Below are 24802 nucleotides of genomic sequence, written 5' to 3'. Positions count from 1 at the left end.
TGACACGCCCCTGCATAAGGTGGGGATATCAGCAATTCAGGAGTCCCGATGATGGCCGGCCCGATCAAACTCGATTTTTCCGAGAAGTACGACGACAACCATGCGCAGAAATATCTGCGCAAGCACCAGGATGGCCTGGGGCGTCGCCTGTCCAACTGGCGTGATCAGCAGTTGGCCCGCAAGGCGCTGACGCTGGTTGGCGAGCCGGGACTGGTGCTGGATCTGCCGTGCGGTGCCGGACGTTTCTGGCCGTTGCTGGCAGAAAAGCCCAATCGGGTAATCATCGGGGCAGACAATTCCGAGTCGATGATCAAGACGGCGATGCAGGCCCAGCCGGCGGATGTGGTGAAGCGGGTACAACCCTTGCACACCTCGGCGTTCGATATCGCGTTGCCTGACAACTCCGTGGACAGCATTTTCTGCATGCGTCTGCTGCACCATATCGGCGAAGCCGAGCATCGGCGGACGATCTTGCGGGAGTTTGAACGCGTTACCCGGGACAGTGTGATCGTTTCGTTGTGGGTAGATGGCAATTTCAAGGCCTGGAAACGCAAGCGCGCGGAGAAACGCCGCGGCCAGGAAGGTTATCAGAACCGGTTTGTGCTACCGGCCGCTACGGTTGAAAAGGAATTTGAAGAGGCAGGATTCAGGATCCAGGAACAACTGGACTTCATTCCGCTCTATGCCATGTGGCGAGTTTACGTACTACGCAAGAGGTAAGAGGATGGCAGTGCAATTTGCAGCAGAAACGGAAGTTGCTCCCCAGGATCGCTTTGACTATTACTGGAACCAGCGCGGTGAGTGGGTGGAAGAACCCAACGTGCGTCGTGGTGGCGAAAGTGGCGTGCAGCGGGTGGTGGGGCGCGATGGTCAACTGCTGTATGCCAAACGCCAGACAGGACATATCTATCGCAGCTGGTTGCATCCCTTCGGTCGGCCGACCGTATTGCGTGAACTGGATGCGCTGACCGGCGTAACCAGACTTGGCGTCCGGGTGCCGGAAATCGTTTTTTGCGGGGCCCAGCCTGATCCGCAGCACAAGTGGCGGGCGTTGCTGGTCACCAAGTCGCTGGACGGTTTCCAGGAACTTGAACAGTGGGAAGCGGCAGGTGGTCGCGAGCAGTACGGTGAAGCCGTGTATGAACGCGTGCTCAAGGACCTCGCCGAAAACCTGGCCCGCATGCACAAGGGCCGCTGGCAGCACAGCTGCATTTACATCAAGCACGTCTTTGTCCGCGTCACCGGCGAAGGCGACTCGGCCAAGGTCGAAGTGGCCCTGATCGATCTGGAAAAATGCCGTCAGCGCCTGACCGCTTACCGTGCGGCCTCCCATGACATGAAACAATTGCGCCGCCACTCGTCGTTCAGCCCTACGGACTGGAAAAAACTCGTCTATTTTTATGAGACGGCGTTTGGCAGCGCTATCAAGGGTTTATAGCGATGAAACTAGAAATTGCGCGAGGTTTGTTTCTGGTAGGAGCCTTGGCAGTTGCATCTTTGGCGGTGGCGGCCTGGGAACAGCCACGCATGCAAGTGATCGGGGCATCGAGCAGCGATGCCCATTGTCCGATGCCGCGGGTGGCGAAAGCCTCCGTGGCAACCAAACCCGATCATGATTTGTTGCTGTTCATGTTCGGGCTTTCTCAAGGGATGAGGCCGCAGAGTTGAATCGATTGAAAAGTGCCAAAGGCCTCGCAGATGCGAGGCCTTTTTTGTGCCCGTGTGAAAACGGCGGTTACGGGGCGGGTGCGGGATCGGGTCTGGCCAGCACGGTATAAACACAGGGCAGGACGAACAGCGTAAACAAGGTCCCGATCGACATCCCGGTGGCAATCACCGTGCCGATATCGAAACGGCTCACCGCGCCCGCGCCACTGGCGATGATCAGTGGCACCATGCCGAACACCATGGCGGCGGTGGTCATCAGCACCGGCCGCAAGCGAATCGCCGCCGCCTCTTCAACCGCCTCGCGGGCCGTCAGGCCTTTTTCCTTGCGCAACTGGTTGGCGAATTCGACGATCAGGATCCCGTGCTTGCTGATCAGACCAATCAGCGTCACCAGTCCGACCTGGGTGTAGATGTTCATGCTCGACCAGCCGAGGAACAGCGGAATCAGCGCCCCGCAAATCGACAGCGGTACGGTCACCAGTATCACCAACGGGTCGCGGAAGCTCTCGAACTGCGCTGCCAGCACCAGAAAGATGATCGCCAGCGCCAGTGCGAAGGTCACCCACAGCGCACTGCCTTCCTGGACGAATTGCCGTGAGGCACCGCCGTAGTCGAAGGCAAAACCGGCAGGTGCTTCTTCCCGGGCGATCTGCACGACGCTGTCGATGGCTTCGCCCATGCTGACCAGCGGGAACCCGGACAGCTTCGCCGCGTTGAGTTGCTGGAACTGGTTGAGCTGTCGTGGGCGTGCTCGGTCAGTCACGGTGATCAGGGTCGACAGCGGCAGCAACTCGCCCTGGGTGTTTTTCACGTAGTAGTTGTTCAGCCAGTCCGGGTTGTCGCGATAGGCCCGTTCAACCTGGGCGATCACCTTGTAACTGCGACCCTCGATGGTGAACCGGTTGATCTCCGCCTCGCCGAGCAAGGTGGCGAGCGTGCCGCCCAGATCCTGCATCGACACGCCCATCTGCGCCGCTTTCGCGCGGTCGATATCGACTACCACCTCCGGTTTGTCGAAGGCCAGGTCGAGGTCGACGAAGGCGAATTTGCCCGACTCCATCGCACGCTTCTTGATCCGGTCAGCCACCTGCAGCAACAGCTCGTAGTCGTTGGCCGTGTTGATCACGAATTCGAACGGCAGGCCCTCGCCGGTGCCGGGCAGGGAGGGCAGGTTGAAGCCGAAGATCTGCAAACCCGGAATGCTGCCGAGCTTGCCCTGCACCTCGGGAAGAATCTGCATCTGGGTGCGGCTGCGTTCGTTCCATGGCTTGAGCAGGAATCCGCCGATGCCGCTCTGCACACCGTTGTAGCCGTTGATCTGGAACGAGGAGTAGTACTCCGGGAATTCCTTGAAGATCTTCACGAATTCTTCGGTGTAGGTGTTCAGGTAATCGAGGTTGGTCGGTTGCGGCGCGTTGGCCATCATGAAAATGATGCCCTGGTCTTCGTCCGGCGCCAGTTCCGATTTGGTGAACTTGAGCAGCACCGGAATCAGGCACAGCACGATCACTGCGAACACCAGCACCACCGGCCGGGTGTTGAGCGTGCCGTGGAGCATGCTCTGGTAGCGTCGCTTGAGGTTTTCGAAGATCCGGTCGAGTCGATGGGCCAGCCCGGTGGGGTTTTCCTCGTGACGCAGCAACAAGGCGCACATCATCGGCGACAGGGTCAGGGCGACGATGCCGGAAATCACCACGGCCCCGGCAAGGGTCAGAGCGAACTCCTTGAACAGGGCACCGGTCAGCCCGGTGAGAAAACCGATCGGCGCATACACCGCCGCCAGGGTGATGGTCATCGACACCACCGGCATCGCGATTTCCCGGGCGCCTTCGAGGGCGGCCTCCAGCGGGGTCTTGCCTTCCTCGATATGCCGGTGGATGTTTTCCACCACGACGATGGCATCGTCCACCACCAGACCGATGGCCAGCACCATTGCCAGCAGGGTCAGCAGGTTGATCGAGTAACCCATCATCTGCATGAAGAACATCACGCCGATCATCGACAGCGGAATGGTCACCACCGGGATCACCACCGAACGCAGGGCGCCGAGAAACAGGAACACCACCACGATCACGATCAGCACCGCTTCGAACAGGGTTTTCACCACTTCGTCGATGGAGGCCTGGATGAACAGCGTGGCGTCGTAGGCGATCTCGCTCTTGAGGTTGGGCGGCAACTGGGCTTCCAGCTCCGGCATGATCTTGCGCACTTCCTTGATCACGTCCAGCGGGTTGGCGCCGGGGGTGGCCTTGATCCCGATGTACACCGAGGGAGTGCCACCGAAGGAACTGATGGAGTTGTAGTTCTCCGCACCCATTTCCACCCGCGCCACATCGCTGAGCAATACACGGCTGTCGCCACTGACCTTGAGCGGAATCTTGCCGAAGGCCTCGGCGGACTTCAGTTCGGTGTTGGCGTTGATACTGGTGACCACGTATTCGCCTTTCACCTCACCGGCGGCGGAGAGGAAGTTGTACTGGCGCACGGCATTGGTCACGTCGCTGGCGCTGAGGCCGAAACCGGCGAGTTTCACCGGGTCGATCCACAGGCGCATGGCGAACACCTGGTTACCCAGAATCTCGGCTTCGGCCATGCCTGGCAGCGTCGCCAGTTTTGGCTGGATCACCCGCGACAGGTAGTCGGTGATCTGCGGGTTGCTCAATTCCTTGCTGAAGAAACTGATGTACATCAGCGCCGAGGCATCGGCGGATTCCTTGCTCAGCACCGGGTCTTCGGCATCCTGCGGCAGTTTGTTCTTCACCTCGTTGGCCTTGGCCAGCAGTTCGGTGAACAAGCGGTCGCTGTTGGAACCGATGCGTGCGTAGATCGAAATCACCGAGAAGTTCTGGCGACTGACCGAGGTCATGTAGTCGATGCCCTCGGCGCTCGCCAGGCTCTGTTGCATCGGCTGGGTGATGTAGCCCTGGATGGTTTCGGCGTTGGCCCCGGGATAGGCGGTAGTCACCGTGATCAGGGCGTTTTCCATCTGCGGATACTGGCGCAACGGCAGCTTGCTCCAGGCCTGGAAGCCCAGCAGCACAATCAGCAGGCTGACCACGGTGGCGAGCACCGGGCGGCGAATGAACGGATCGGTAAAGGCCATGAGGATTCCTTGATCAGTCGGCGCGGCGCGGACTGTTCTGCTCGCCGAGGGTCTTGTCTTCGCTGATGGCGATGTGGGCGCCGTTGTCCAGTTTGATCTGGCCGGCCGTCACCACTTGCTCGCCGCTCTGCACGCCCTTGTTGATCATCACCAGGCCCTCGCGGCGCTCACCGGTTTCAATGAACCGACGCTCGGCGATCAGCACCGGTTGGCCCTTGTCGTCTTTCTCGACGCTGCCGTCCTCGGCCTTTTTCTGCCCGACCACGTAAATCGAGTTGCCGTAGAGGGTGTAGGTGATCGCGCTTTCCGGTACGACGATGTGTTTCTGCGGATCCGGCAGCAGCACTTCAAGGCTGGCGAACATGCCCGGCAGCAACTTGCCATCGGGGTTGGCCAGCGTCGCGCGAACCAGAATGTTGCGGGTGGTGCTTTCGACAATCGGGTTGATTGCGCTGATGGCGCCGGGAAAATTCTGCCCGGGATACGCAGCTACCGAAATCTGCACCGGTTGGCCGATCGCCAGTTTCGGCACTGATTGTTCGGGCACATAGAAGTCGGCGTAGAGGCTGCTCAGATCCTGCAGGGTGGCGATTTTCGTACCGCTGGCGAGGTAGTCGCCGACGTCGACCTGACGGATGCCGATGGTGCCGCTGAACGGTGCGACGATGCGTTTTTTCGCCAGCGACGCATTGAGCTGATTGACTGTGGCGCGATTCTTTTGCAGCACCGCCGAGAGTCGGTCGAATTCACCTTTGGAGATGGCGCTGCTGCCCACCAGTTGACTGCCGCGACCGAAGTCCAGTTGCGCCAGGCCGAGGTCGGCCTTGGCGGTTTCCAGCAAGGCGGATTCGACGGCGCTGTCGAGTTGCAGCAACGGTTGCCCGGCCTTGACCTTCTGGCCTGATTCGAATTTCAGCTCGGTGACGGTGCCGGCGACTTCCAGGCTCAGCTCGACACCTTGCAGCGCCTTGAGCGTGCCGACGGTAGGCAGGCGCATCTGCCACGGGCGCTCGGCGGCTGTGGCCACGGCGACACTGATCGGCGGTTTCGGTTTGGCAAAGCCCTGGATCATGGTGTAGATCGAGAAGGCCTTGTAACCGGCGAGAAGCAGAACGATCAGCAGTACAACACCCAACATGATCAGCATGCGGCGACGCAGCATATTCCAGTTCCTTGGAGAAAATCAGGCGAGACAGGCGGGCACATTACCCCGACTCCGGCAGGGATTCCAACTGCCAGTTTTTACAGGTGTGAGGGGATGAGGTGGAGGAGGGGAGCACCGCCGACCGAACGGCCTGCGGCGATTTTCAGGCCATCAGGTGCAGATGGTTGTCCCAGAGCCCTGCGGGCAGATCCAGCGGTTTGGCCAGCAGTTCATCCTGGCGACAATCGTAGTAGCGGCAACGTCCTTGTCCCGACGTCACAACGAAGCCGTCCTTCACCGCACCGACACCGGCGCAGTCGGGCAACGGTGCGTCGAGGCGCACTTCGCCGCTGTCCAGATCCCAGATGAAGAAGCGGTTGCCACGCGGTGCGGTCAGTGCCACCAGACGCAGTTCGCTGTGCACGGCGACGCTGGCGGTGTAGTGCCCCATCGACTGCAACTGATGCTCCGGCACCGGGAACGCCACGAACGGCTGGCCCGGACGCTTGATCGCCAGCAACTCGGAACGCTCCTGGGAAGGCCCCATGAATTGCTGGCCGGCGACGATGGTGCCATCGCTGGCGATGCCCAGGTGCCGCACGCTGTTCATCTGCTGGGCGAGGGTTTCCTTGCTCAACAGGGTGCCGTCGCGCTGCATCAGCACCAGGCTTGGTTCCATGGCGTCGAGGTTCATGTCGACCCGGCTTTCGGCCTCGGTGCGAATCCCGCCGTTGGCCACCACCAAAGTTTCACCGTCGGGCATCCACGACACTTGATGCGGGCCGAGACCGTGGGTGGAAATCTCGCCGCTGTGTACCAGCCGTTCACCCTCGAACTTGTAGACCCCGAGCAAACCACGGCCTGGATCGGTGGTGTCGTTTTCGGTGGCGTACAGGTAATCGCCGCTGTGGTGGATCACCGCGTGGCCGTAGAAATGCCGGTTCGGCTGCGAGGTCACGGTCTGCAGCAATGCACCGTCGCGCAGGTCGATCAGGTAGCTCTCGGTACCCGGACGCCGGGCGACGAACAGCGCGATCGGCAGCGTCGGGTGATTGATGATGTCGTGGCAGCGCTGGCCGACTTCGGTGGCGAACACTCGCGTACCGTCCAACCGATAACCGACGGCGTAGTGCTTGCCGTCGGTGTCGTCGCGCGCCGACAGCAACAGCGGGCTCTGATCCTTGCGCTTGAACAGCGTCCAGCCGCCCAGTGTCACTGCTCCCAGCAGCAAACTACCTAAAGTCAGAGCCTGGCGTCGCAGCATGGCACTTGCCCTCATCAGTCACCGTCGTTGGCATTGAAGCCCAGTTGAATGCCCAGCGCCTTGGCCAGTTCGCCTTCGTGCAGGCGATGGACGACGTTGAGGCTGTCGTAGATGTCGTTGAGCTGCTGGCGACCGGCGTCGTCTTCGAGCATTTCGGTCAGCGAGCGCTGGGTGCTGCCAAACAGTTTGAGCGAGGCTGCGTACGCCGCATCGATCTTGTCCGCCAGCGGTTTCTGTTCGGCCGGCAGCAGGCCGCGCAAGCCTTTGTTGTCGACGCCTTCCCACACGGTCTTGGCGGCGGCGAGGCTGGCTTCCATCGCCGTCAGCGACGACTGGCTGCGCCATGCATCGGCCTGGAACGGTTGCGGCACGCCTTTGCTCTGACGGCCCATCGGGGTGCCGAGTTTTTTCTTCAGGGTGTCGAGGGCGGTGACCTGTACCCGCAGCAGGTCGGCGATCGCTTCGTGGGAGTCGGCGTAGCGCTGGTTGGGGAACTTGCTCATCTGCGCGAGCATGCCGTCGGTGTTGTTCCAGTTGCTCAGAATCTCTTCGGCCAGTTGTTTCTGGCGTTCGCCGATGGCTACCAGCAACGGGCAGTATTTGGCTTTCTGTTCGTCGTTGGCCACGTCAGGCTTGGCGTCGAACAGGATGTATTCGTAGGCCGACAGGCCTTGCACCACAACGCTGGACTTGGCCAGGGCGGCGGCATCGATCTGCGGCTGGGCGGTGACCAGTTGCTCGACCTGACGGCCGACGAGGTTTTTCTTGTCCGGCCAGAACTGCACCTGCCACGAGCGGTTGCCTTCGGACAGCGGGCCGATCAGCAGCGGTTGCAGTTCGGCCCAGGCTTTCTGCGCGTGGAGGAAGTCGGCGCGGGCGGTCTCCAGGTTTTCCTTGCCCTGGCAGTAGGCGAGGGCGCTGACGGCCAGTTGCCGGTCAGCCTCGACCCAGCGGGTGTAGGTCGGCAGGATCACCGATTTGGCGATGGCGGCCGAGGTGACGGCTTGCGGATCCTGCGGCGAGCAGGCGCCGAGGGCCAGTGCGGCAAGGCTGGTGAACAACAGCTTGGGACGGAACATGTCGGGCTCCCGATTCTTTTAAGTGTTTAAAGTGAATTCAAGAACGCCAGCAGCGCGGCACGCTGCTGGGCATTGAAAGACAAAACCTGTTGCTGCGCCGCCCGGGCTTCGCCGCCATGCCAGAGCACGGCTTCGAGCAGGTTGCGGGCGCGGCCGTCGTGCAGGAACTGGGTGTGACCGCTGACTGCCTGCGTCAGACCGATGCCCCACAACGGCGGCGTGCGCCAGTCGCGGCCACTGGCCTGGAACTCGGTGCGGTTGTCGGCCAGGCCTTCGCCCATGTCATGCAGCAGCAGATCGCTGTACGGGCGAATCACTTGATTGGCCAGTTCAGGTTCGGCCGCGTTGGCGGCGGTGGTGTATTTCGGCGTGTGACAGGACTGGCACCCCGCCTGGAAAAACAGATTCTTGCCGGCCAGCACCTGAGCATCGTTGACGCCCCGGCGAGCGGGAACGGCGAGGTTGCGGGTGTAGAACAGCACCAGGCGCAGGATGTTGTCGCTGACTTCAGGTTCGCCGTCCGGGCCATTGCCATTGGGCGCCTGTTTGCAGGCGATTTGCGCGTCGGTGCAGTCATCAAACGGTCTCAGGCTCGTGGTGAGGCCCATATCACCAGAAAACGCGTGAACATTTTGTTGATTGAGGTTCGGTTGCCCGGCTTTCCAGCCAAATCGGCCCATCACGGTCTTTTGCTGTGCGTCATCCCAGACCCGGTTGGGCCGGCCGTTGATGCCGTTTTTCTCTTTGGCCTGCGCGGCGGCGTTGGCGAGGATGGCTTCTTCGGGGATCGCTTCGAGCAGACCCAGGCCGATCATCGGCGGTGCAACCCGTGCGGAAAAACGCGTGTCGGGGTGCATCGGACCGTAGCCGAGCTGAGAGAACTGCAACACCGGTTTGCGCAGCTCGACTTCGGTGCCGTCCTTGAAGCGCACCGGCACTGGCGTGTAATCGACCCGCACTTTGCCTTCCGGCGCGACGCCAGGCACGGCCATGTCCTGGAACTGTCCGCCGTAGACCGGCTCCGGCACCACGCCGACTTGCTCGATCAATCTGGCGTACTGCGGCGCATCGGGAATCGACAGACGCACCAGCATCGATACGGCGTTTGGCGCATCCGGAGGCGGCGGATGGCCGCGACCGTCCTTGATGTGGCAACCCTGGCAGGCGTTGGTGTTGAACAACGGGCCGAGGCCATCGCGGGCGGTGGTGGTCGACGGCGCGATCACCCAGGGGCTGCGAAAGAAACTGTTGCCGACGCTGAAGTCCACCCGACGCGAAGGTGGCAGGTTGGCCGAGGGCAGGGAAAATGAATTCTGATCGGTCTTGCGCACGGTCGCGGCACCGCCGGAGCGGGCTTCGCCGGGTTCGGCCTTGGTGAAACGCGGGGCGTCATCGCAGGCACTCAGGCCAAGGGCCAGAAACAGTGCGGACAAGCGAAGAGGCAACGACGGCATCAGACTTCCTGCGGACGGGCAAAAATAAAGGCGCAAAGTCTAACAGGGCGAGGGGGTTTGAATAAGAGGAATTATCGTTTGCTTGATACAAGTCAGGCCGGCGGAAACGAACAAGGCGACCCGAAGGTCGCCTTGTTCAGTCAGCCAGCGTCGATCAGAACTCGTGATCGGCGTTGTCCGGGTTCAGGTCGCTGATGCCCAGTTTGCCGGCAGCCGCTTCGATCGAACCGGTCTGCTTGACCAGGGAGGCGATGGCGTCACGGACGATCTGGTTACCGGCGGTGTTGCCGGCGGCGATCAACTGGTCGTAGTGCTCACCCTTGTTGGCGTGATCGACCATGACCTGGATCTTGGCTTCGGTAGCGGCCAGATCGTTTTTCAGCGCGGTGTCGGCAGCCGGGTCAACCTTGGCCACCAGCGACGACAGGCTGGCGCCGGTCATCTTGGTGCCGTCGACGCGGGTGTACTCGCCCAGATAGACGTTACGAATGCCTTTGGCATCGTAGAAGTGCGAGTTGTGGGTGTTGTCGCTGAAGCAATCCTGTTCGTCTTCCGGGGAGTTTGCTTCCAGGGACACTTTCATGCGCTCGCCGGCCAGCTCGCCCAGGGACAGGCTGCCCATGCCGAACAGCATTTTGCGCAGGCCGCTTTCAGCCGGTTCGGCTTCCAGGGTGGCGCGATAGTTGTCGGCCACGTTCGGCTTCCAGTTGCCGACCATTTCTTCCAGGTCGCTGACCAGCAGTTGGGTCACAGCTTTCAGGTAGGCACGGCGACGATCGTTGTGACCGCCGGTAGCGCCGGCGCCTTCCAGGTAGTCCGACGCCGGCCGGTTGCCGGCGCCAGGGCCGGTGCCGTTCAGGTCCTGGCCCCAGAGCAGGAATTCGATGGCGTGGTAGCCAGTGGCGACGTTGGCTTCGGAGCCGCCCAGCTCGTTCAGGCTGGCGAGTTTTTCCGGCGTGATGTCCTTGACGTCGACCTTGTCTTCGCCGACCTGTACTTCAGTGTTGGCGATGATGTTGGCGGTGGCGCCCGGGTTGCCCAGCGCGTGTTCGTAGGATTTGTCGACGTAGTCGATCAGGCCTTCGTCCAGCGGCCAGGAGTTAACCTGACCTTCCCAGTCGTCGATGATGGTGTTGCCGAAGCGGAACACTTCGCTCTGCAGGTAAGGAACGCGGGCGGCGATCCAGGCTTCACGGGCGGCTTTCAGGGTGTCGGCGTTTGGCTTGGCCAGGAAAGCATCGATCGTGGTTTGCAGGGTTTTCGCGGTGGATTCGGCATCGCTGTAGACGGCGAAGACCATGTCGGCGTAGTGCGCGACCACAGCCTTGGCAGCGGCTTCGTCGACTTTACCGGCAGCGGCAGGCGTCGCCGGTGCGGCGGTGCTGGCGGCTGGCGTCGGCGCAGCTGGAGCGGCGGCCTTGTCTTTACCTTCGCCGCAACCGGCGAGGGAAATGGCGATGGCCAGCAGACTGGCGGTAGCCAGAGGCATACGAATCATGGCGAACATCCTGCTTCGGTAATTGAGTGGACAGGCGCGGGGGTGCGCAAAAGCTGCGACATAATGCAAATCTTTCGCATTATGTGTAAAGGGTTGTAGCTGGAAATATTTCCTGTTTGCGCAGGGGTTGCGCTGGATCAACGGCGTGGGTTCTTCCCGATATCGGTGGCGGGGAGTCCTGTGCCGGAGGTTTCAGAGAATGGCGGCGTTGCTGCGTTGCGCCTGCTTGAGATAGACACTCAACTCACGCGCCGGCAGCGGCTTGCTGTAGTGATAGCCCTGACCTTCGTGGCAGCCTTCGGAGATGATGTAGGTCTCCTGTTCGGCGGTTTCCACGCCTTCGGCGATCACCTGCATGCCCAGGCTCTTGCCCAGTTGAATGATGGCGCGAACGATGGTCGCGTCATCGTCGTCATCCAGTAGGTCCTGGACGAAGCTCTTGTCGATCTTGATCTTGTCCAGCGGCAGGCTCTTGAGATAACTCAGCGAGGAATAGCCGGTTCCGAAGTCGTCGATGGCGATCAGTGCGCCGGAGCGGCGCAGGCTCAGCAAGTGCTGGGCGGCGGTGCTGATGTCTTCCATCAGGCCGGTTTCGGTGACTTCCAGTTCCAGGCTGCGCGGTGGCAGGCGATACATCTGCAACAGGTTGTTGACCACTCTCGGCAGCTCGGCGTGGTGCAGTTGCACGGTGGACAGGTTGACTGCCATGCGCAGGTCGACGAAACCCTGATCGTGCCATTCGCGCAGTTGCTTGCAGGCCTGATCCAGCACCCACTCACCGATGGCGATGATCGTGCCGTTCTGTTCGGCCAGCGGAATGAACAGGTCCGGCGGCACCAGTCCGTGCTCCGGGTGCTGCCAGCGGATCAGCGCCTCGACGCCGACCACGCGGTGATCGCGGTAGCTGATCTGTGGTTGATAGACGAGGTAGAACTGATCCCGCAGCAGGGCATCGCGCAGGTCTTTTTCCAGCTCGCGACGGCGGCGCATCTCGCTGTCGACGCTGGCGATATAAAACTGATAGCGGTTGCGCGAGCGGGTCTTGGCCAGGGTCATGGTCTGCTCGGCTTTCTGCAACAGCTTCTCGGTGCTGTCGCCATCCTCCGGAAACAGCGTGATGCCGATGGTCGCGCGCAGGCGAATTTCCTGATGATCGAGGGCGAACGGGGCTTCCAGGTCGTCGAGGATGCTTTGCGCCAGTTCTGCCGCTTCGTAAGGCTGTTCGATGTCGGCCTGCACCAGGGCGAACTGGTCGCCACCCAGTCGGGCGAGGGCGCCGAGGCGGCCGCTGTGGGCGCGCAGTCGATCCGCCAGGGCCAGCAGCAGCTGGTCGCCGGTCTGGTAGCTGAATTGTTCGTTGATGCCTTTGAAATCATCCAGCCCGACGCACAACACCGCGACCCGACGCTGCAGCTTGCCGGCGTCCACCAGGATCTTGTCCAATTGCTGCTGCAACTGCTGGCGGTTCGGCAGACCGGTGAGGAAATCGTACTGGGCCATGCGCAGCAGGCTGTTTTCCGCTTCGTGGCGCAGATGGGTGTTGCGTTCGATGGATTCGAGCAACTGGTTGGCGGTGTTGATCCAGATCCCGAGCTCGTTTTTCTCGTGACCCTTGAGCTGCGGAATCTTGTGTTCGCTGGGGCGGTCCGGGTTGATTTCGGTGAGGTGCTCGATGATCCGCGACAGCGGCTTGGTCAGCAGCCAGTGATAGACCAGATACAACACAAGGCCCATGGCCAGGGCGCGCAACACGCCGGAAATGAAGATGATCACCGAGCTGACGATGAAACCCTGGCCGTAGGTGGCGGTGTCGAGGGTGATGCTCAGGTCGCCGTAATATTCGCTGTAGGGACCGCGCCCCACCAGTTGGGTGGTGAAGGTTCGTTCCTGGCCGAGGATCAGGTCGGTCAGCCAGCGACTGCTGGATTGCTGCAATTCACGGGATTTCTGCGCGAGCATCGCTTCGTTGGGATGCCCGATGGAGGCCTGGCGCACGGCGTCGTCCTGGAACAGGCCTTCGATCACCTGCATGCCCATTTCCCGGTCCAGGCTGTAGACCGCCTGGGTCGAGGGATCGCGGAACATGTCGAGGATGCGTTCGGCATCGCCGGCGACGGCCTGACGGGTTTTATAGGCATCGAAGACAATCTGCGCGCAGCTCAAGACCACGCCGACGATCAATGCCGACAGGAGCACGACCCGGAGCAACTTCACCGACAAGCTGTTCTTGAGTTCCAGCTTCAAAGGGTTATTCCTTGTTCCGTGCGGGTAGCGTCAAGTTGCCATGAGTATTGGCAATCCCGTGTTGGCAGTCAAAGGGACAATCGAACCGCGGAAAGTTTGTCCGTGGCCTTGGCCGAAATGCGGCTGCCTGGAGTATTGGCCCTGATTGTACTGTGTCGGTAGTTTTGGCCTCCAACTTGAGGGGCGTCAGACAATTTTTCCTCTGTTTGATGTTAGTCCGCTGTGGCTTGGGAGCAAGGGGGCAAGGGCTGCTTTGCGTGTGGGAAATGGCCTTGTTTGTGACGGGATTCGCCGACCTGATTGCGCAGGCATAAAAAAACCCGGCCATAGCCGGGTTTTTGTCTGGCGTGCAGCTTAAGCGGTGAAGGTCTTGCCTTCGAACTGCTCGGCCACGAACTTCCAGTTGACCAGGTTCCAGAACGCCTCGACGTACTTAGGACGCAGGTTACGGTAGTCGATGTAGTAAGCGTGTTCCCAGACGTCGCAGGTCAGCAGCGGGGTGTCGCCGCTGGTCAGCGGGTTGCCGGCGCCGATGGTGCTGGCCAGGGCCAGGGAACCGTCAGCCTTTTTCACCAGCCAGCCCCAGCCGGAACCGAAGGTGCCGATCGAGGTTTTGCTGAACTCTTCCTTGAACTTGTCGAACGAACCGAACGCCGCGTTGATGGCATCAGCCAGTGCGCCGGTTGGTTGACCGCCGGCGTTTGGCGCCAGGCAGTTCCAGTAGAAGGTGTGGTTCCAGACCTGAGCGGCGTTGTTGAAGATGCCGCCCGAGGAAGTCTTGACGATCTCTTCCAGGGTCTTGCCTTCGAACTCGGTGCCTGGCACCAGGTTGTTCAGGTTCACGACGTAGGTGTTGTGGTGCTTGTCGTGGTGGAATTCCAGGGTTTCCTTGGAAATGTGCGGCTGCAGGGCATCGTGTGCGTAAGGCAGCGGCGGCAATTCGAAAGCCATGATGATTCTCCTAATCAGGTCTGTTGCGGTGAGCGCAAGGCCGATCACGGGCGGCCAGAAATGCACCGGCGAGTTTTTACTCTTTGCGGCGCAGGGTTCGGATCATAGCACCGGGGGTGCGGCATAACCACGCAACAACTGTGTGGGATAGAGGTTCCAGAGCCTTTTGGAATAAATCACGAAGCCAATATCAATTGACCGGCTACCGTGAACATCATCACCGCCACCAACAGATCGAGAATTCGCCAGGTCCCCGGCCGCGCCAGCCACGGTGCCAGCCACGCCGCGCCGAACGCCAGGGTGAAAAACCATAGCAGCGAAGCACTTGCCGCGCCCACTACATAGGCGCCTGGCACCGACTGTTGTGCACCGAGGGAGCCGATCAAAAGCACGGTGTCCAGATAGACGTGCGGGTTGAGCAGGGTCACCGCCAGTGCGCTGAGCATCACCGCCCGCAGTGAGCGCACGGTCTGGTTCTCACCCTGTTGCAGACTCTGTTTCGAGAACGCCCGGCGCAACGCCTGGCTGCCGTACCAGATCAGGAACACCGCACCGCCCCAGCGTGCAACCGCCAGCAACGTCGGATTTTGCGCCAGCACCGTGGCCAGGCCGAATACGCCTGCCGCTACCAGCAATGCATCACAGGCGACGCACAGCGCGGCGACCGGTAGATGATGCTCGCGACGCAGACTCTGGGCCAGGACAAAGGCATTCTGGGTGCCGATCGCCATGATCAGCCCGAAGGCCACCAGCAGGCCGTTGGTATAGCTTTGCCACATAACAGTTACTCCGCGTTGGCTGCGAGATCGCGCAGCACTTGCATGGCGCGTTCGGCGTCAGCCTGACCGACAAACAAATGGTCGTGGTAATAGCCGGCAATCACGTTGCAACTGATGTCGGCCTTGCCCAGTGCGGTGGCGAATGCGGCGGTCAGGCCGACGGCTTCCAGCGCCGAATGCACGTTCAAGGTGATCCAGGCCGCGACATAGTCGAAGCTGAAACCGGCACGCTCGGCGTGGGAGCGTTCGAGAATCACCGTCAGGCCTTCCTTTTCACGGAAACTTCCGACAACTTCCAGGCCGCTCGGCAACTGTCCGTCGCGCAAGGTGCAGAACACATATTCGCCGGCATTGAGCTGCGGGCTCATGCTGCGCAACAGGGTGGACAACGAGGTTTCGCCAGCCATGGGGGTGGTCCTTGATAAAGAGTGCTTGCTGGCTATTCTCCGGGTACACGCTGTATAAGAAAAACCAATAGTGCTGATCGCTCATTAGGAAAACTGATGTTCGACTACAAATTGCTTTCCGCTCTGGCCGCCGTGGTCGAGCAGGCCGGATTCGAACGGGCGGCGCAGGTGCTGGGCCTTTCGCAATCGGCGATTTCCCAGCGGATCAAACTGCTGGAGGCGCGGGTCGGCCAGCCGGTGCTGGTGCGCGGGACACCGCCGTCACCCACCGAGATCGGCCGGCGCCTGCTCAACCATGTGCAGCAAGTGCGCCTGCTCGAACGGGATCTGCAGACGCTGGTGCCGGCGCTGGACGAAGAGGGCCTGCCGGAACGGCTGCGCATCGCCCTCAACGCCGACAGCCTCGCCACCTGGTGGGCCGAGGCCGTAGGCGACTTCTGCGCCGAACAACACCTGTTGCTGGACTTGATCGTCGAAGACCAGACCGTCGGCCTCAAGCGCATGCGTGCCGGTGAAGTAGCCGCATGCCTGTGTGCCAGTGAACGACCGGTGGCGGGCGCCCGCAGCGTGTTGCTTGGCGCCATGCGTTATCGGGCGCTGGCCAGCCCGGCGTTCATCGAGCGGCATTTCCCCGATGGCGTGCGGGCCGAACAACTACCGCGCACTCCGGCGCTGGTGTTTGGCCCGGACGACTTTCTGCAACATCGCTACCTTGCGTCCCTCGGCGTCGATGGTGGTTTCGAACATCATTTGTGCCCGTCGTCCGAAGGCTTCATCCGTTTGACGGAAGCCGGGCTCGGCTGGGGCCTGGTGCCGGAATTACAGGTGCGCGAGCAACTGGAACGCGGCGTGTTGCGCGAACTGTTGCCAGATAAACCGATCGACGTGCCGCTGTACTGGCATCATTGGCGCAATGGCGGCCAGTTGCTGGGGTCGTTGACCGAGCAATTGGTGCGTTCGTCGTCGCAATGGCTGGTGGCCTGAAAGCAGCTACGAGCGTCAAGCTGCAAGCGGCAAGTAAAGCGCTTGCGTACTGTTTTTACCTTGCAGCTCGAAGCTTGAAGCTTGCAGCTGGTTTTGTTGGAGCTCTACATGAAAATTCTGGTCACCGGCGCAAGCGGCTTCATTGGCGGACGCTTTGCGCGTTTTGCCCTGGAGCAGGGCCTGGACGTGCGGGTCAACGGCCGCCGGGCCGAAGGCGTCGAGCATCTGGTGCGTCGCGGCGCCGAGTTCGTCCAGGGCGACCTGAGTGACCCGGACCTGGTGCGTGCACTCTGCACCGACGTCGAAGCCGTGGTGCATTGCGCCGGTGCGGTCGGGCTGTGGGGGCGCTATCAGGACTTTCATCAGGGCAATGTGCAGGTCACTGAAAACGTGGTCGAAGCCTGCCTCAAGCAACGGGTGCGGCGCCTGGTGCACCTGTCGTCGCCATCGATCTACTTTGACGGCCGCGATCACCTCGGCCTGACCGAAGAGCAGGTGCCCAAGCGTTTCAAACATCATTACGCAGCAACCAAGTATCTGGCCGAGCAAAAGGTCTTCGGCGCCCAGGAATTCGGCCTCGAAACCCTGGCCCTGCGCCCGCGTTTCGTCACCGGCGCCGGCGACATGAGCATCTTCCCGCGCCTGCTGAACATGCAACGCAAGGGGCGTCTGGCAATCATCGGCAATGGCTTGAACAAGGTCGACTTCACCAGCGTGCACAATCTCAACGAAGCGTTGCTGAGCAGTCTGCTGGCGGCTGGTTCGGCGCTGGGCAAGGCCTACAACATCAGCAACGGCGCCCCGGTGCCGCTGTGGGATGTGGTCAATTACGTGATGCGCAAGATGGAAGTCCCACAGGTCACCAAGTACCGGTCCTACGGGCTGGCCTACAGTGTGGCGGCGCTCAACGAAGGCGCATGTAAGCTCTGGCCGGGACGTCCCGAACCGACCCTGTCGCGCCTGGGCATGCAGGTGATGAACAAAAATTTCACCCTCGACATCAGTCGCGCCCGGCATTATCTGGACTACGATCCGAAAGTCAGTCTCTGGACGGCCCTCGATGAGTTCTGTGGCTGGTGGAAAGCCCAGGACATTCGTTGATACGAACTGCTGAACCCCGCGGCGGGTTGGGGGTCAATCCCTGCGGCTGCGGGGTTTATACTGCGCCGCAATCAGCCATTACCGGGTTTCACAAAGGTTGCCTCAATGTCCATGCGTAACGATGCCCACGACGATTTCGACGATGTTCCGAGCCTGCGCGCCGACACACTCGATGACGACGATTTCCCGACCAGCGCCCGCACCTCCGTGCACTCGCGCACACCGCCGGTGGTCAAGGTCAAGACTGCCAGTACCGGGCCGTTGTGGGCACTGGTTGGCGCGTTGTTCTTCGCCTTCATCGGCTTGGCCTGGTGGAGTTTCCAGCAAATTTCGCTGATGGAGCAGCAACTGGTGGCGACTCAGGAAAGCTTCGCGCGGATCAGTGAAGAAGCTGCGGGGCGCCTGCAGGACATTTCCGGCAAGGTCGTGGCCAGTCAGACCAACGTCAACACCGACAGTGAAGCGCTGAAACTGCAGATCAAGCAGTTGCAAAGCGCACTGCAGGATCAGAGCAAACAGCAGCAGGGTGTGGCCGGGCAGGCGACGGATCTGGACAAGCGCCTCGCGCAGATGACCGCCCAGACTACTGAGCAACAGAACGCCAACACTCAATTGCAGGCTCAGGTCAAAGCCCTGAGTGCAGAGCTGGCGACGCTGAAAAGCACACCGGCCGATACCAGCAAGGTCGACGCGCAACTCAAGGGCTTCGACGCGCAGTTCAAGAGCCTCGGTGCCGACATCACGGCGCTGAAGAAACAAGGCAGTTCGAACGCCGCCATCGAGCGTCTGGAGCAGGAAATCGTCGTGCTCAAGAGCGAGCAGGACAATCGTCCCGCCGCTGCCCAGGGCGGCTCCAGCACCGCCGAGTTCGATGCGTTCCGCGGGCAGATGACCCGCAACATCAACACCCTGCAGGCGCAGATCCAGAACCTGCAACAGCAGATCAACGCCCGGCCGTGAGCCCCTTCTGTGGCGAGGGAGTTTGCTCCCTCGCCGCAACCCCTCGCAACATTCAGAAGCTTTCTGAATATCCATACCAGCCTTCAGGCCGTCTACGCTCTTGAAACACCAACAAGAACGAGGGATGCGTCATGGGGTTTGTGCAAAAACTGGCCTGGCTCGGCGCGGTGCTGTTGTTGAGTTTCGGACAGGCCAACGCGGCCACGGAAAAGGACGACAGCAAGGCTGCCATCGCCCTGCTGGAAAAGGCTCTGGCCTACTATCACGACAACGGCGACAAGGCGTTCGCGGCATTCAGCCGCCAGGGTGAATTCGTCGACAAGGATCGCTACGTGTTCGTGGTCGATACCAAGGGCGTGATGCTCGCCAGCGGCGGGCCGTCCTCGGCGTTGATCGGCCGGGATGTGAGCGAAGTGCTTGGCCCGGATTTGCAGAAGGCGTTCAAGGACGCGTTGAAAGTGCCGGAAGGCAACGGCATCCAGCAGGCCGAGTACCGTTGGCAGAACCAGGCCGACGGCAAGGTCGAGCGCAAACATGTGTTCTATCAGCGCATCGGTCAGCGGATTCTGGCGGTCGGTTACTACTTGCCACGCGCGTCGGCGGCGCAGGCGAAATCATTGCTCGACAAAGCCGCCACCGATCTGACCAAAGACGAAAAGGGCACGCTGACGGCGATCAACTCGCTCAAGGGCGGTTACCTGCAGGATGACCTGTATGTGTTCGTGGTGGATCTGAACACCCAGCGCTACGTCGCCCATGGCACCAACCTGCGGTTGATCAACACCGACTTCGCCAAGGTCAAGGACCCTGAAGGCAAACCGGTGGGTGAGCCGATTCTGTCGATGATCGGCAAGCAGGATGAGGGCGAATACGAATACCGCTGGAAGAACCCGGTGACCGGCAAGGTCGAGGACAAACATGCCTACCTGAAGAAGGTTGGCGGGTTCCTGGTGGCGGTCGGTTATTACAGCGCTTGATCCCTGTGGCTCCCACGCATTGCGTGGGAGCCAATGCATCCGTCAGCGGGCGCCATGCTCACGCCCGCGCAACAAGCGGTTCGGCATGGCAATCGCCGCCGCCAGCCCGAGCAGCGACACCCCGGCGCTGACCATCAGCAAATGCCGGAACGTCACCAGCAACTCGGCGCGCAAGGCATTCTGTGCATCGCCGGGCGCCGCGTTCAGACCATCGAGCAGCACGTTGCCGGAGTGTCCTTCGCTGATCAGCGATGCGCCGGTCAGGTGGGCAAAGCTTGAGTCCTGCAACAACGCCAGCAGCAGCGCCGACATCAACGCCACGCCCACCGCGCCGCCCAACGAGCGGAACAGGTTGGTGGTGCTGGTGGCGACGCCAATGTCTTTTGTTCCACCGAGTTTTGCGTGCCGACCAGCGAGGTCGGGAACTGCATGCCGCCGGCGATGCCGCTGAGCAACATGAACAGGCTGCTGACCAGCGTCGCATCGGGCGGGCTGAAGGCCATGCCGAGGATCGAGATCGGCATCAGCAGCGCGCCGGTGAGAATCTGTGGTTTGTAGCGCCCGGTAATCGACGTGCGGCGCCCGGCGAAATAGGCGCCGATCGGCAGGCCCATTGCCAGCGGGAGCAAGTGGAGCGCCGCGCTGTCGGCGCCGGCACCGGTCACGCTCTGGAAGCGCAACGGCATCAACACAATCAACGAAATTGCCTGGAAGCTGCAGAAGAAAATCGTGCACCAGCACAGCAGGGCGTTGCGATTGGTGAACAGGTGCATTGGCAGCAACGGTTCACGGGCGCGGCGTTCATGCCAGACGAACACCGCCAGCACCGCCACCGCGCAAGCGAACAGACCGAGCACTTCACGGCTGCGCCACGCATGACCCTGGCCGACCTGAGTGATCGCCAGCAACAGCGCCGTCAGGCCGATGATCATCAGCAGTGTGCCAAGGTAATCGATGACCGGTTTGCGCTGGGGAATCGGCAGGCCGACCAGATTGCGTCGCGCCACCCAATACGCGCCGAGGCCCAGCGGCAGGTTGATCAGGAACACCCAGCGCCACGACAGATACTCGGTCATGTAGCCGCCGAGGACCGGGCCAGCCACGCTGGCCACCGCATACATGCTGCTGAAGTAACCCTGATAGCGCCCGCGCTCACGGGGCGGCACGATGTCGCCGATGATCGCCTGGCTCACCGAGATCATCCCGCCAGCGCCGATGCCCTGGAAAATCCGCGCCAGCACCAGTTGTTCCATGCTCTGGGCCATGCCGCAGAACAGTGAGGCGAGGGTGAACAGGCCCATGCCGAACAGCATCAGTTTGCGCCGCCCGTACAGGTCACCGAGCTTGCCGTAGATCGGCACCGCCACGGTCATCGCCACCATGTAACCGGAAATCACCCAGGCCAGCAGGCTGACGTCCTTGAATTGCGCGGAGATGGCCGGCATGGAAACGGCGACGATGGTCTGGTCCAGCGCGCCAAGGAAGATCGCCAGCATCAGCGCGACCAGCACGCTGCGAATGGCCGGTTTGGGCGTTTCGGGGTGGTTGAGATTGGTCACGGGCAAAACCTGCGGGCAGTGAGGGTCCCGCAGATCGTCAGGCGAGCGGGGATGCTCGCCAGTGTAAGTCGGTAGCAGGCTATTCGATAGCCTCATAAGGAAGTCCGACGTAATTTTCTGCAATGGTTTTTTGTCCCGCTTCTGAACTGACAAAGTAGTCCAGTTCCGAGGCACTGATGCGCTGACTGAAATCGTCGTGCTCATCGAAACGGTGCAGCATCGAAGTCATCCACCAGGAAAACCGCTCGGCTTTCCACACCCGGCGCAGGCAGATTTGCGAATACTTCTCCAGCAAGTCCGTGCGACCTTCGCGGTAAACCTTCAGCAAAATCCTGAACAGCGTGCTGACATCGCTGGCCGCCAGATTCAAACCCTTGGCCCCGGTCGGCGGAACGATATGCGCCGCGTCTCCCACCAGAAACATGCGCCCGTACTGCATCGGCTCGACCACAAAACTGCGCAGCGGCGCGATGCTTTTTTCAATCGACGGACCGGTCACCAGTTTCTGCGCCAGATCCTCCGGCAGACGATTGCGCAGTTCATCCCAGAAGCGTTCATCCGACCAGTCGTCGACGTTCTCTTCAGCCGGCACTTGCAGGTAATAACGGGTGCGGGTCGCCGAACGCATGCTGCACAGGGCGAAGCCGCGTTCGTGGCGGGCGTAGACCAGTTCATCGTGAATCGGTGGCGTGTCGGCGAGTATCCCCAGCCAGCCGAACGGATAGACCCGTTCGAAAATCTTCAGGCATTCGGCTGGAATCGACTGACGCGCCACGCCGTGGAAACCGTCGCAACCGGCGATGTAATCGCAATCGACGCGCCAGGTTTCGCCGTCCTTTTCAAACGTGACGAAGGCCTCGTCGCTTTTCATGCCACAGGGAACGACATCGCGTGCTTCGTAGATGGTCTGTCCACCGGTCTCCCGACGAGCGGACATCAGGTCGCGGGTGACCTCGGTCTGGCCATAGACCATCACGGTTTTTCCACCGGTCAGCGCCTGCAGATCGATGTGTACCCGACGCCCGTCGAGGGCCAGTTCGAACCCACCATGGACCAGCCCTTCGGCGTCCATCCGCTGACCCACGCCAGCCTCGCGCAACAGCTCTACCATGCCCTGTTCAAGGACCCCGGCGCGGATTCGGCCGAGCACATAGTCAGGTGTCTGGCGTTCAAGAATCAGGGTGTCGATGCCGGCGTTGTGCAGCAGTTGGCCGAGCAATAATCCGGACGGACCGGCGCCAATGATGGCGACTTGGGTTTTCAGCGTTTTCATTGTTTTTATGACTCGCAAGCTTCACGCGACAACGGCCGGTGAATGATTTTCAGGATTCGAGTGCTTGCATTTTTCCCTTGCGGGTCTGTCAATTGAAGGTGAAAACTGAGCCGATACCTGTACATTCTGCCAATCGGTGCGATTATCGCCCGCAACCTTCGAGGCCTGGATTGAAGTGATGAACAAGCCTGACCTGCCTTCGATTCCGGTGTTCAAGCTCTACGGTGAAAGCCTGGACTGGCCGACCCCTGACTTGCTGCACTGTGAAACCATTTCCAAACGCAGCCGCGAACATCAATGGGAAATCAAACCCCACCGCCACGCCGATTTGTGCCAGTTGCTCTTCGTATTCAAAGGTCAGGCAGAGCTTGAAATCGAAGGTCAACGCACGCAACTGAACGAAGCCGCTATCCAGATCCTGCCGCCGCTATCGGTGCATGGATTCCGTTTTTCCGAGGACGTCGAAGGATTCGTCGTCACCCTCGCCACACCGTTGATCAACCATTTGCAGGCGCAGCTGGGCAGCGCGGTGCAGGCCCTGGCCCAGGCCGAAAGCTATCCGGCGGGGCAGGACGCGGATTACCTCAACAGTCTGTTTGCCGCATTGCAGGCCGAGTACAACGGCCATCAACCGGCGCGGGAAATGCTCATGCATTCGCTGGTCAGCGTGATCATGGTCTGGGTCAGCCGTCAGGCGATCCGCCGGCATAACGCGAGCCAACGCCCGCAGCGCCAGCGCGAGTACCTCAACGGTTTTATCCAGTTGGTTGAAGAAACATACCGCCAGCATGTGAAGGTCGAGGACCTGGCTCATCGTCTGGGCATTTCCGTCTCGCACCTCAACGGCACCTGCCGCGAACTGGCGGGGCAGCCGGCGTTGCAGATCATGCACGAGCGTCAGTTGCTGGAAGCCAAGCGTCTGCTGACGTACACCAGCATGACGATTTACGAGATGTCCGAGGTATTGGGTTTTTCCGATCCGACCAACTTCACGCGCCTGTTCCGGCGCCGGGTGGGGATCTCGCCAAAGGCGTTCCGCGACCGCTTGAAGGCCGAGCAGAACGACGACGCCTGACGTCCTGTATCAGCGCAGGGCGTTGAGGGTGGCGTTGTGAGGGATGCAGCGTTCGAAGTTGCAGCTCGCGTACTCACGGGGCAGTTGCCGCAACTGCTCCACGCGCCATGCCGCGGTGCCGTATAGCGCCAGCGTGGCCGCGCAGGTGATGAAAATCGCGAGGTATCTTCTTGTTCTGGTGCTCATGATCATGGCGTTGACCTCTGAACGAATACCCTTGGGTACTACTTTCAGCATAGGCCAGAGGGAGCAGCTGCAAGCTTCGAGTTGAGAGCTTCAAGATTGAAGCGGGACGCAACGGGCTGTTCGCTTGCAGCTTACGGCTTGTCGCTTGCAACTGCCTTATCCCATTGCGGATTTTCGGGAAAGCGCAGTACCAGGAAATCCAGCATGCTGCGCAGTGCCGCCGGCATGTGCTTGCGTGAGGCGTACACCGCGTAGATGTTCATCCGCCGAGGTTCGGCGTTGGGCAGCAGGCGCACCAGTTCACCGCTGTGAATATGCACGCCGGCCTGATAGGTCGGCAGCATCGCCACCCCGGCGCCGGCCAGTGTGGCGCGCAGCAGGGTGCTGGCCTCGTTGGCGCTGATGTTGCCCTGCACCGGCACTGAAACCGGTTCGCCATCCTCTTCGAAATGCCACAGGCTCTTGCCGAAATAAGAGTGGGTCAGGCAGTTGTGCCGGCTCAGATCTTCTACCCGTTGCGGTTGTGGATGTTCCTGCAGATAGGCGGGAGCGGCGCAGACCACCGAGCGGCAGACCGTCAGGCGGCGGGCGATCAGGTTGGGGTCGAGGTCGTTGCTGGTGCGAATCGCGAGGTCGATGCGCTCGTCCACCAGGTTCACCGTGCGATCGAGCATTTGCAGGTCGATGTTCACCCCCGGATACGCTTTGACGAACGCCGCCATGGCATCGGCCAGTTGCGCCTGGCCGAACGAGGTGCTGACGCTGATCCGCAGCAGACCCCGTGGCGCATCGTCGGGTTCGCTGACGGCGGCCTGCATGTCGCTCGACAATTCCAGCATCTGCCGACAGCGCGGCAGGATCTCGTTGCCGGCCGCAGTCAGGCTCAGCTTGCGCGTGGTGCGGTGCATCAGGCGCGCGCCGACCCAGTCTTCCAGTTCCGCCAGATACCGCGACACCACCGGCCGGGAAAGATCCAGGTGATCGGCCGCCGCCGACTGGCTGCCCAGATCCACCACCGTGACAAACACCCGCATTGCTTGGAGACGATCCATGATTTGCCCGCTTTCAGAAACAAACTATGTTTAAGCATCGCATT

Annotated in this window: 21 protein-coding genes and 1 pseudogene; 8 read left to right on the top strand and 14 right to left on the bottom strand. The window is 61.1% G+C overall.

Going from position 1 to position 24802, the window contains the following annotated elements; genetic code table 11:
* Positions 1 to 51 precede the first annotated feature (51 nt).
* Genes R1A29_RS22635 through R1A29_RS22625 form a run of 3 tightly spaced genes read left to right on the top strand, consistent with a single transcriptional unit; the run spans position 52 to position 1668 of the window.
* Positions 52 to 720, top strand: coding sequence for a class I SAM-dependent methyltransferase (locus R1A29_RS22635; RefSeq protein WP_085709742.1), 669 nt, complete (start codon positions 52 to 54; stop codon positions 718 to 720).
* A gap of 4 nt (positions 721 to 724) precedes the next feature.
* Entirely contained in the window at positions 725 to 1438 is a 714-nt protein-coding gene (locus R1A29_RS22630; protein WP_408985999.1) for a lipopolysaccharide kinase InaA family protein, read from the top strand.
* A gap of 2 nt (positions 1439 to 1440) precedes the next feature.
* Complete coding sequence (locus R1A29_RS22625; RefSeq protein ID WP_114885184.1) at positions 1441 to 1668, top strand: hypothetical protein; 228 nt, start codon at positions 1441 to 1443, stop codon at positions 1666 to 1668.
* Positions 1669 to 1735: 67 nt separating this feature from the next.
* Here the strand turns inward: R1A29_RS22625 and R1A29_RS22620 are convergent, their stop codons facing one another.
* The 10 genes from R1A29_RS22620 to R1A29_RS22575 all read right to left on the bottom strand — a co-directional run bounded on the left by R1A29_RS22620 (position 1736) and on the right by R1A29_RS22575 (position 15591).
* Positions 1736 to 4771, bottom strand: a complete 3036-nt coding sequence (locus tag R1A29_RS22620; RefSeq protein WP_438299642.1) for a multidrug efflux RND transporter permease subunit — start codon at positions 4769 to 4771, stop codon at positions 1736 to 1738.
* 13 nt (positions 4772 to 4784) lie between these two features.
* On the bottom strand, positions 4785 to 5933 hold the full coding sequence (locus R1A29_RS22615; RefSeq protein WP_085730202.1) for an efflux RND transporter periplasmic adaptor subunit: 1149 nt from the start codon (positions 5931 to 5933) through the stop codon (positions 4785 to 4787).
* Positions 5934 to 6078: 145 nt separating this feature from the next.
* Positions 6079 to 7179, bottom strand: coding sequence for a DUF1513 domain-containing protein (locus R1A29_RS22610; RefSeq protein ID WP_085709552.1), 1101 nt, complete (start codon positions 7177 to 7179; stop codon positions 6079 to 6081).
* 14 nt (positions 7180 to 7193) lie between these two features.
* The gene (locus R1A29_RS22605; RefSeq protein ID WP_134827940.1) at positions 7194 to 8258 is read right to left on the bottom strand and encodes an imelysin family protein; all 1065 of its coding nucleotides are present in this window, start codon (positions 8256 to 8258) and stop codon (positions 7194 to 7196) included.
* Between the two features lie 26 nt (positions 8259 to 8284).
* Positions 8285 to 9712, bottom strand: a complete 1428-nt coding sequence (locus R1A29_RS22600) for a di-heme oxidoredictase family protein (RefSeq protein ID WP_438299641.1) — start codon at positions 9710 to 9712, stop codon at positions 8285 to 8287.
* Positions 9713 to 9866: 154 nt separating this feature from the next.
* On the bottom strand, positions 9867 to 11210 hold the full coding sequence (locus R1A29_RS22595) for an imelysin family protein (protein WP_114885174.1): 1344 nt from the start codon (positions 11208 to 11210) through the stop codon (positions 9867 to 9869).
* A gap of 192 nt (positions 11211 to 11402) precedes the next feature.
* Positions 11403 to 13454: a putative bifunctional diguanylate cyclase/phosphodiesterase gene (locus tag R1A29_RS22590; protein WP_085709556.1), complete on the bottom strand. Its 2052-nt coding sequence runs from the start codon at positions 13452 to 13454 to the stop codon at positions 11403 to 11405.
* A gap of 354 nt (positions 13455 to 13808) precedes the next feature.
* Positions 13809 to 14405, bottom strand: a complete 597-nt coding sequence (locus R1A29_RS22585; RefSeq protein ID WP_016773431.1) for a superoxide dismutase — start codon at positions 14403 to 14405, stop codon at positions 13809 to 13811.
* Positions 14406 to 14581: 176 nt separating this feature from the next.
* Positions 14582 to 15184, bottom strand: coding sequence for a LysE/ArgO family amino acid transporter (locus R1A29_RS22580; RefSeq protein WP_085709557.1), 603 nt, complete (start codon positions 15182 to 15184; stop codon positions 14582 to 14584).
* A gap of 5 nt (positions 15185 to 15189) precedes the next feature.
* A complete protein-coding gene (locus tag R1A29_RS22575; RefSeq protein ID WP_438299640.1) occupies positions 15190 to 15591 on the bottom strand; it encodes an ACT domain-containing protein in 402 nt (133 codons plus the stop codon).
* A 96-nt stretch (positions 15592 to 15687) separates the two neighbouring features.
* On the opposite strand from R1A29_RS22575, the gene R1A29_RS22570 reads away from it, so the two are divergent.
* From R1A29_RS22570 to R1A29_RS22555, 4 genes are all read left to right on the top strand, one after another.
* Entirely contained in the window at positions 15688 to 16575 is an 888-nt protein-coding gene (locus R1A29_RS22570) for a LysR family transcriptional regulator ArgP (protein WP_438299639.1), read from the top strand.
* 108 nt (positions 16576 to 16683) lie between these two features.
* On the top strand, positions 16684 to 17676 hold the full coding sequence (locus R1A29_RS22565; protein ID WP_438299638.1) for an NAD-dependent epimerase/dehydratase family protein: 993 nt from the start codon (positions 16684 to 16686) through the stop codon (positions 17674 to 17676).
* Positions 17677 to 17781: 105 nt separating this feature from the next.
* Positions 17782 to 18636, top strand: a complete 855-nt coding sequence (locus R1A29_RS22560) for an ATPase (RefSeq protein WP_438299637.1) — start codon at positions 17782 to 17784, stop codon at positions 18634 to 18636.
* A 131-nt stretch (positions 18637 to 18767) separates the two neighbouring features.
* Positions 18768 to 19613 carry a cache domain-containing protein gene (locus tag R1A29_RS22555; protein ID WP_438299636.1) on the top strand — a complete coding sequence of 282 codons (846 nt, stop codon included), beginning with the start codon at positions 18768 to 18770 and terminating at the stop codon, positions 19611 to 19613.
* Between the two features lie 42 nt (positions 19614 to 19655).
* Here the strand turns inward: R1A29_RS22555 and R1A29_RS22550 are convergent.
* Positions 19656 to 21172, bottom strand: a pseudogene (locus R1A29_RS22550) (MDR family MFS transporter).
* Between the two features lie 79 nt (positions 21173 to 21251).
* Positions 21252 to 22436: a 4-hydroxybenzoate 3-monooxygenase gene (gene pobA / locus R1A29_RS22545; RefSeq protein ID WP_438302081.1), complete on the bottom strand. Its 1185-nt coding sequence runs from the start codon at positions 22434 to 22436 to the stop codon at positions 21252 to 21254.
* Between the two features lie 187 nt (positions 22437 to 22623).
* Between pobA and R1A29_RS22540 the strand changes: the two genes are divergently transcribed.
* A complete protein-coding gene (locus R1A29_RS22540) occupies positions 22624 to 23520 on the top strand; it encodes a helix-turn-helix domain-containing protein (protein ID WP_438299635.1) in 897 nt (298 codons plus the stop codon).
* A gap of 9 nt (positions 23521 to 23529) precedes the next feature.
* Here the strand turns inward: R1A29_RS22540 and R1A29_RS22535 are convergent, their stop codons facing one another.
* On the bottom strand, positions 23530 to 23706 hold the full coding sequence (locus tag R1A29_RS22535) for a hypothetical protein (RefSeq protein ID WP_167443786.1): 177 nt from the start codon (positions 23704 to 23706) through the stop codon (positions 23530 to 23532).
* Positions 23707 to 23837: 131 nt separating this feature from the next.
* Positions 23838 to 24758: a LysR family transcriptional regulator gene (locus tag R1A29_RS22530; RefSeq protein ID WP_438299634.1), complete on the bottom strand. Its 921-nt coding sequence runs from the start codon at positions 24756 to 24758 to the stop codon at positions 23838 to 23840.
* Positions 24759 to 24802 lie beyond the last annotated feature (44 nt).

The organism is Pseudomonas sp. NMS19W (assembly GCF_051554255.1).
Classification (GTDB): domain Bacteria; phylum Pseudomonadota; class Gammaproteobacteria; order Pseudomonadales; family Pseudomonadaceae; genus Aquipseudomonas; species Aquipseudomonas kribbensis.
Note: the sequence above shows the minus strand (reverse complement) of the source record. Positions and strands in the feature narration are given on the sequence as shown.

Excerpts from the sequence above, each read along its gene's own strand:
- R1A29_RS22635 (WP_085709742.1), top strand. The coding sequence starts at position 52 with ATGGCCGGCCCGATCAAACTCGATTTTTCCGAGAAGTACGACGACAAC.
- R1A29_RS22630 (WP_408985999.1), top strand. The coding sequence starts at position 725 with ATGGCAGTGCAATTTGCAGCAGAAACGGAAGTTGCTCCCCAGGATCGC.
- R1A29_RS22625 (WP_114885184.1), top strand. The coding sequence starts at position 1,441 with ATGAAACTAGAAATTGCGCGAGGTTTGTTTCTGGTAGGAGCCTTGGCA.
- R1A29_RS22620 (WP_438299642.1), bottom strand. The coding sequence starts at position 4,771 with ATGGCCTTTACCGATCCGTTCATTCGCCGCCCGGTGCTCGCCACCGTG.
- R1A29_RS22615 (WP_085730202.1), bottom strand. The coding sequence starts at position 5,933 with ATGCTGCGTCGCCGCATGCTGATCATGTTGGGTGTTGTACTGCTGATC.
- R1A29_RS22610 (WP_085709552.1), bottom strand. The coding sequence starts at position 7,179 with ATGCTGCGACGCCAGGCTCTGACTTTAGGTAGTTTGCTGCTGGGAGCA.
- R1A29_RS22605 (WP_134827940.1), bottom strand. The coding sequence starts at position 8,258 with ATGTTCCGTCCCAAGCTGTTGTTCACCAGCCTTGCCGCACTGGCCCTC.
- R1A29_RS22600 (WP_438299641.1), bottom strand. The coding sequence starts at position 9,712 with ATGCCGTCGTTGCCTCTTCGCTTGTCCGCACTGTTTCTGGCCCTTGGC.
- R1A29_RS22595 (WP_114885174.1), bottom strand. The coding sequence starts at position 11,210 with ATGATTCGTATGCCTCTGGCTACCGCCAGTCTGCTGGCCATCGCCATT.
- R1A29_RS22585 (WP_016773431.1), bottom strand. The coding sequence starts at position 14,405 with ATGGCTTTCGAATTGCCGCCGCTGCCTTACGCACACGATGCCCTGCAG.
- R1A29_RS22580 (WP_085709557.1), bottom strand. The coding sequence starts at position 15,184 with ATGTGGCAAAGCTATACCAACGGCCTGCTGGTGGCCTTCGGGCTGATC.
- R1A29_RS22575 (WP_438299640.1), bottom strand. The coding sequence starts at position 15,591 with ATGGCTGGCGAAACCTCGTTGTCCACCCTGTTGCGCAGCATGAGCCCG.
- R1A29_RS22570 (WP_438299639.1), top strand. The coding sequence starts at position 15,688 with ATGTTCGACTACAAATTGCTTTCCGCTCTGGCCGCCGTGGTCGAGCAG.
- R1A29_RS22565 (WP_438299638.1), top strand. The coding sequence starts at position 16,684 with ATGAAAATTCTGGTCACCGGCGCAAGCGGCTTCATTGGCGGACGCTTT.
- R1A29_RS22560 (WP_438299637.1), top strand. The coding sequence starts at position 17,782 with ATGTCCATGCGTAACGATGCCCACGACGATTTCGACGATGTTCCGAGC.
- R1A29_RS22555 (WP_438299636.1), top strand. The coding sequence starts at position 18,768 with ATGGGGTTTGTGCAAAAACTGGCCTGGCTCGGCGCGGTGCTGTTGTTG.
- R1A29_RS22540 (WP_438299635.1), top strand. The coding sequence starts at position 22,624 with ATGAACAAGCCTGACCTGCCTTCGATTCCGGTGTTCAAGCTCTACGGT.
- R1A29_RS22535 (WP_167443786.1), bottom strand. The coding sequence starts at position 23,706 with ATGAGCACCAGAACAAGAAGATACCTCGCGATTTTCATCACCTGCGCG.
- R1A29_RS22530 (WP_438299634.1), bottom strand. The coding sequence starts at position 24,758 with ATGGATCGTCTCCAAGCAATGCGGGTGTTTGTCACGGTGGTGGATCTG.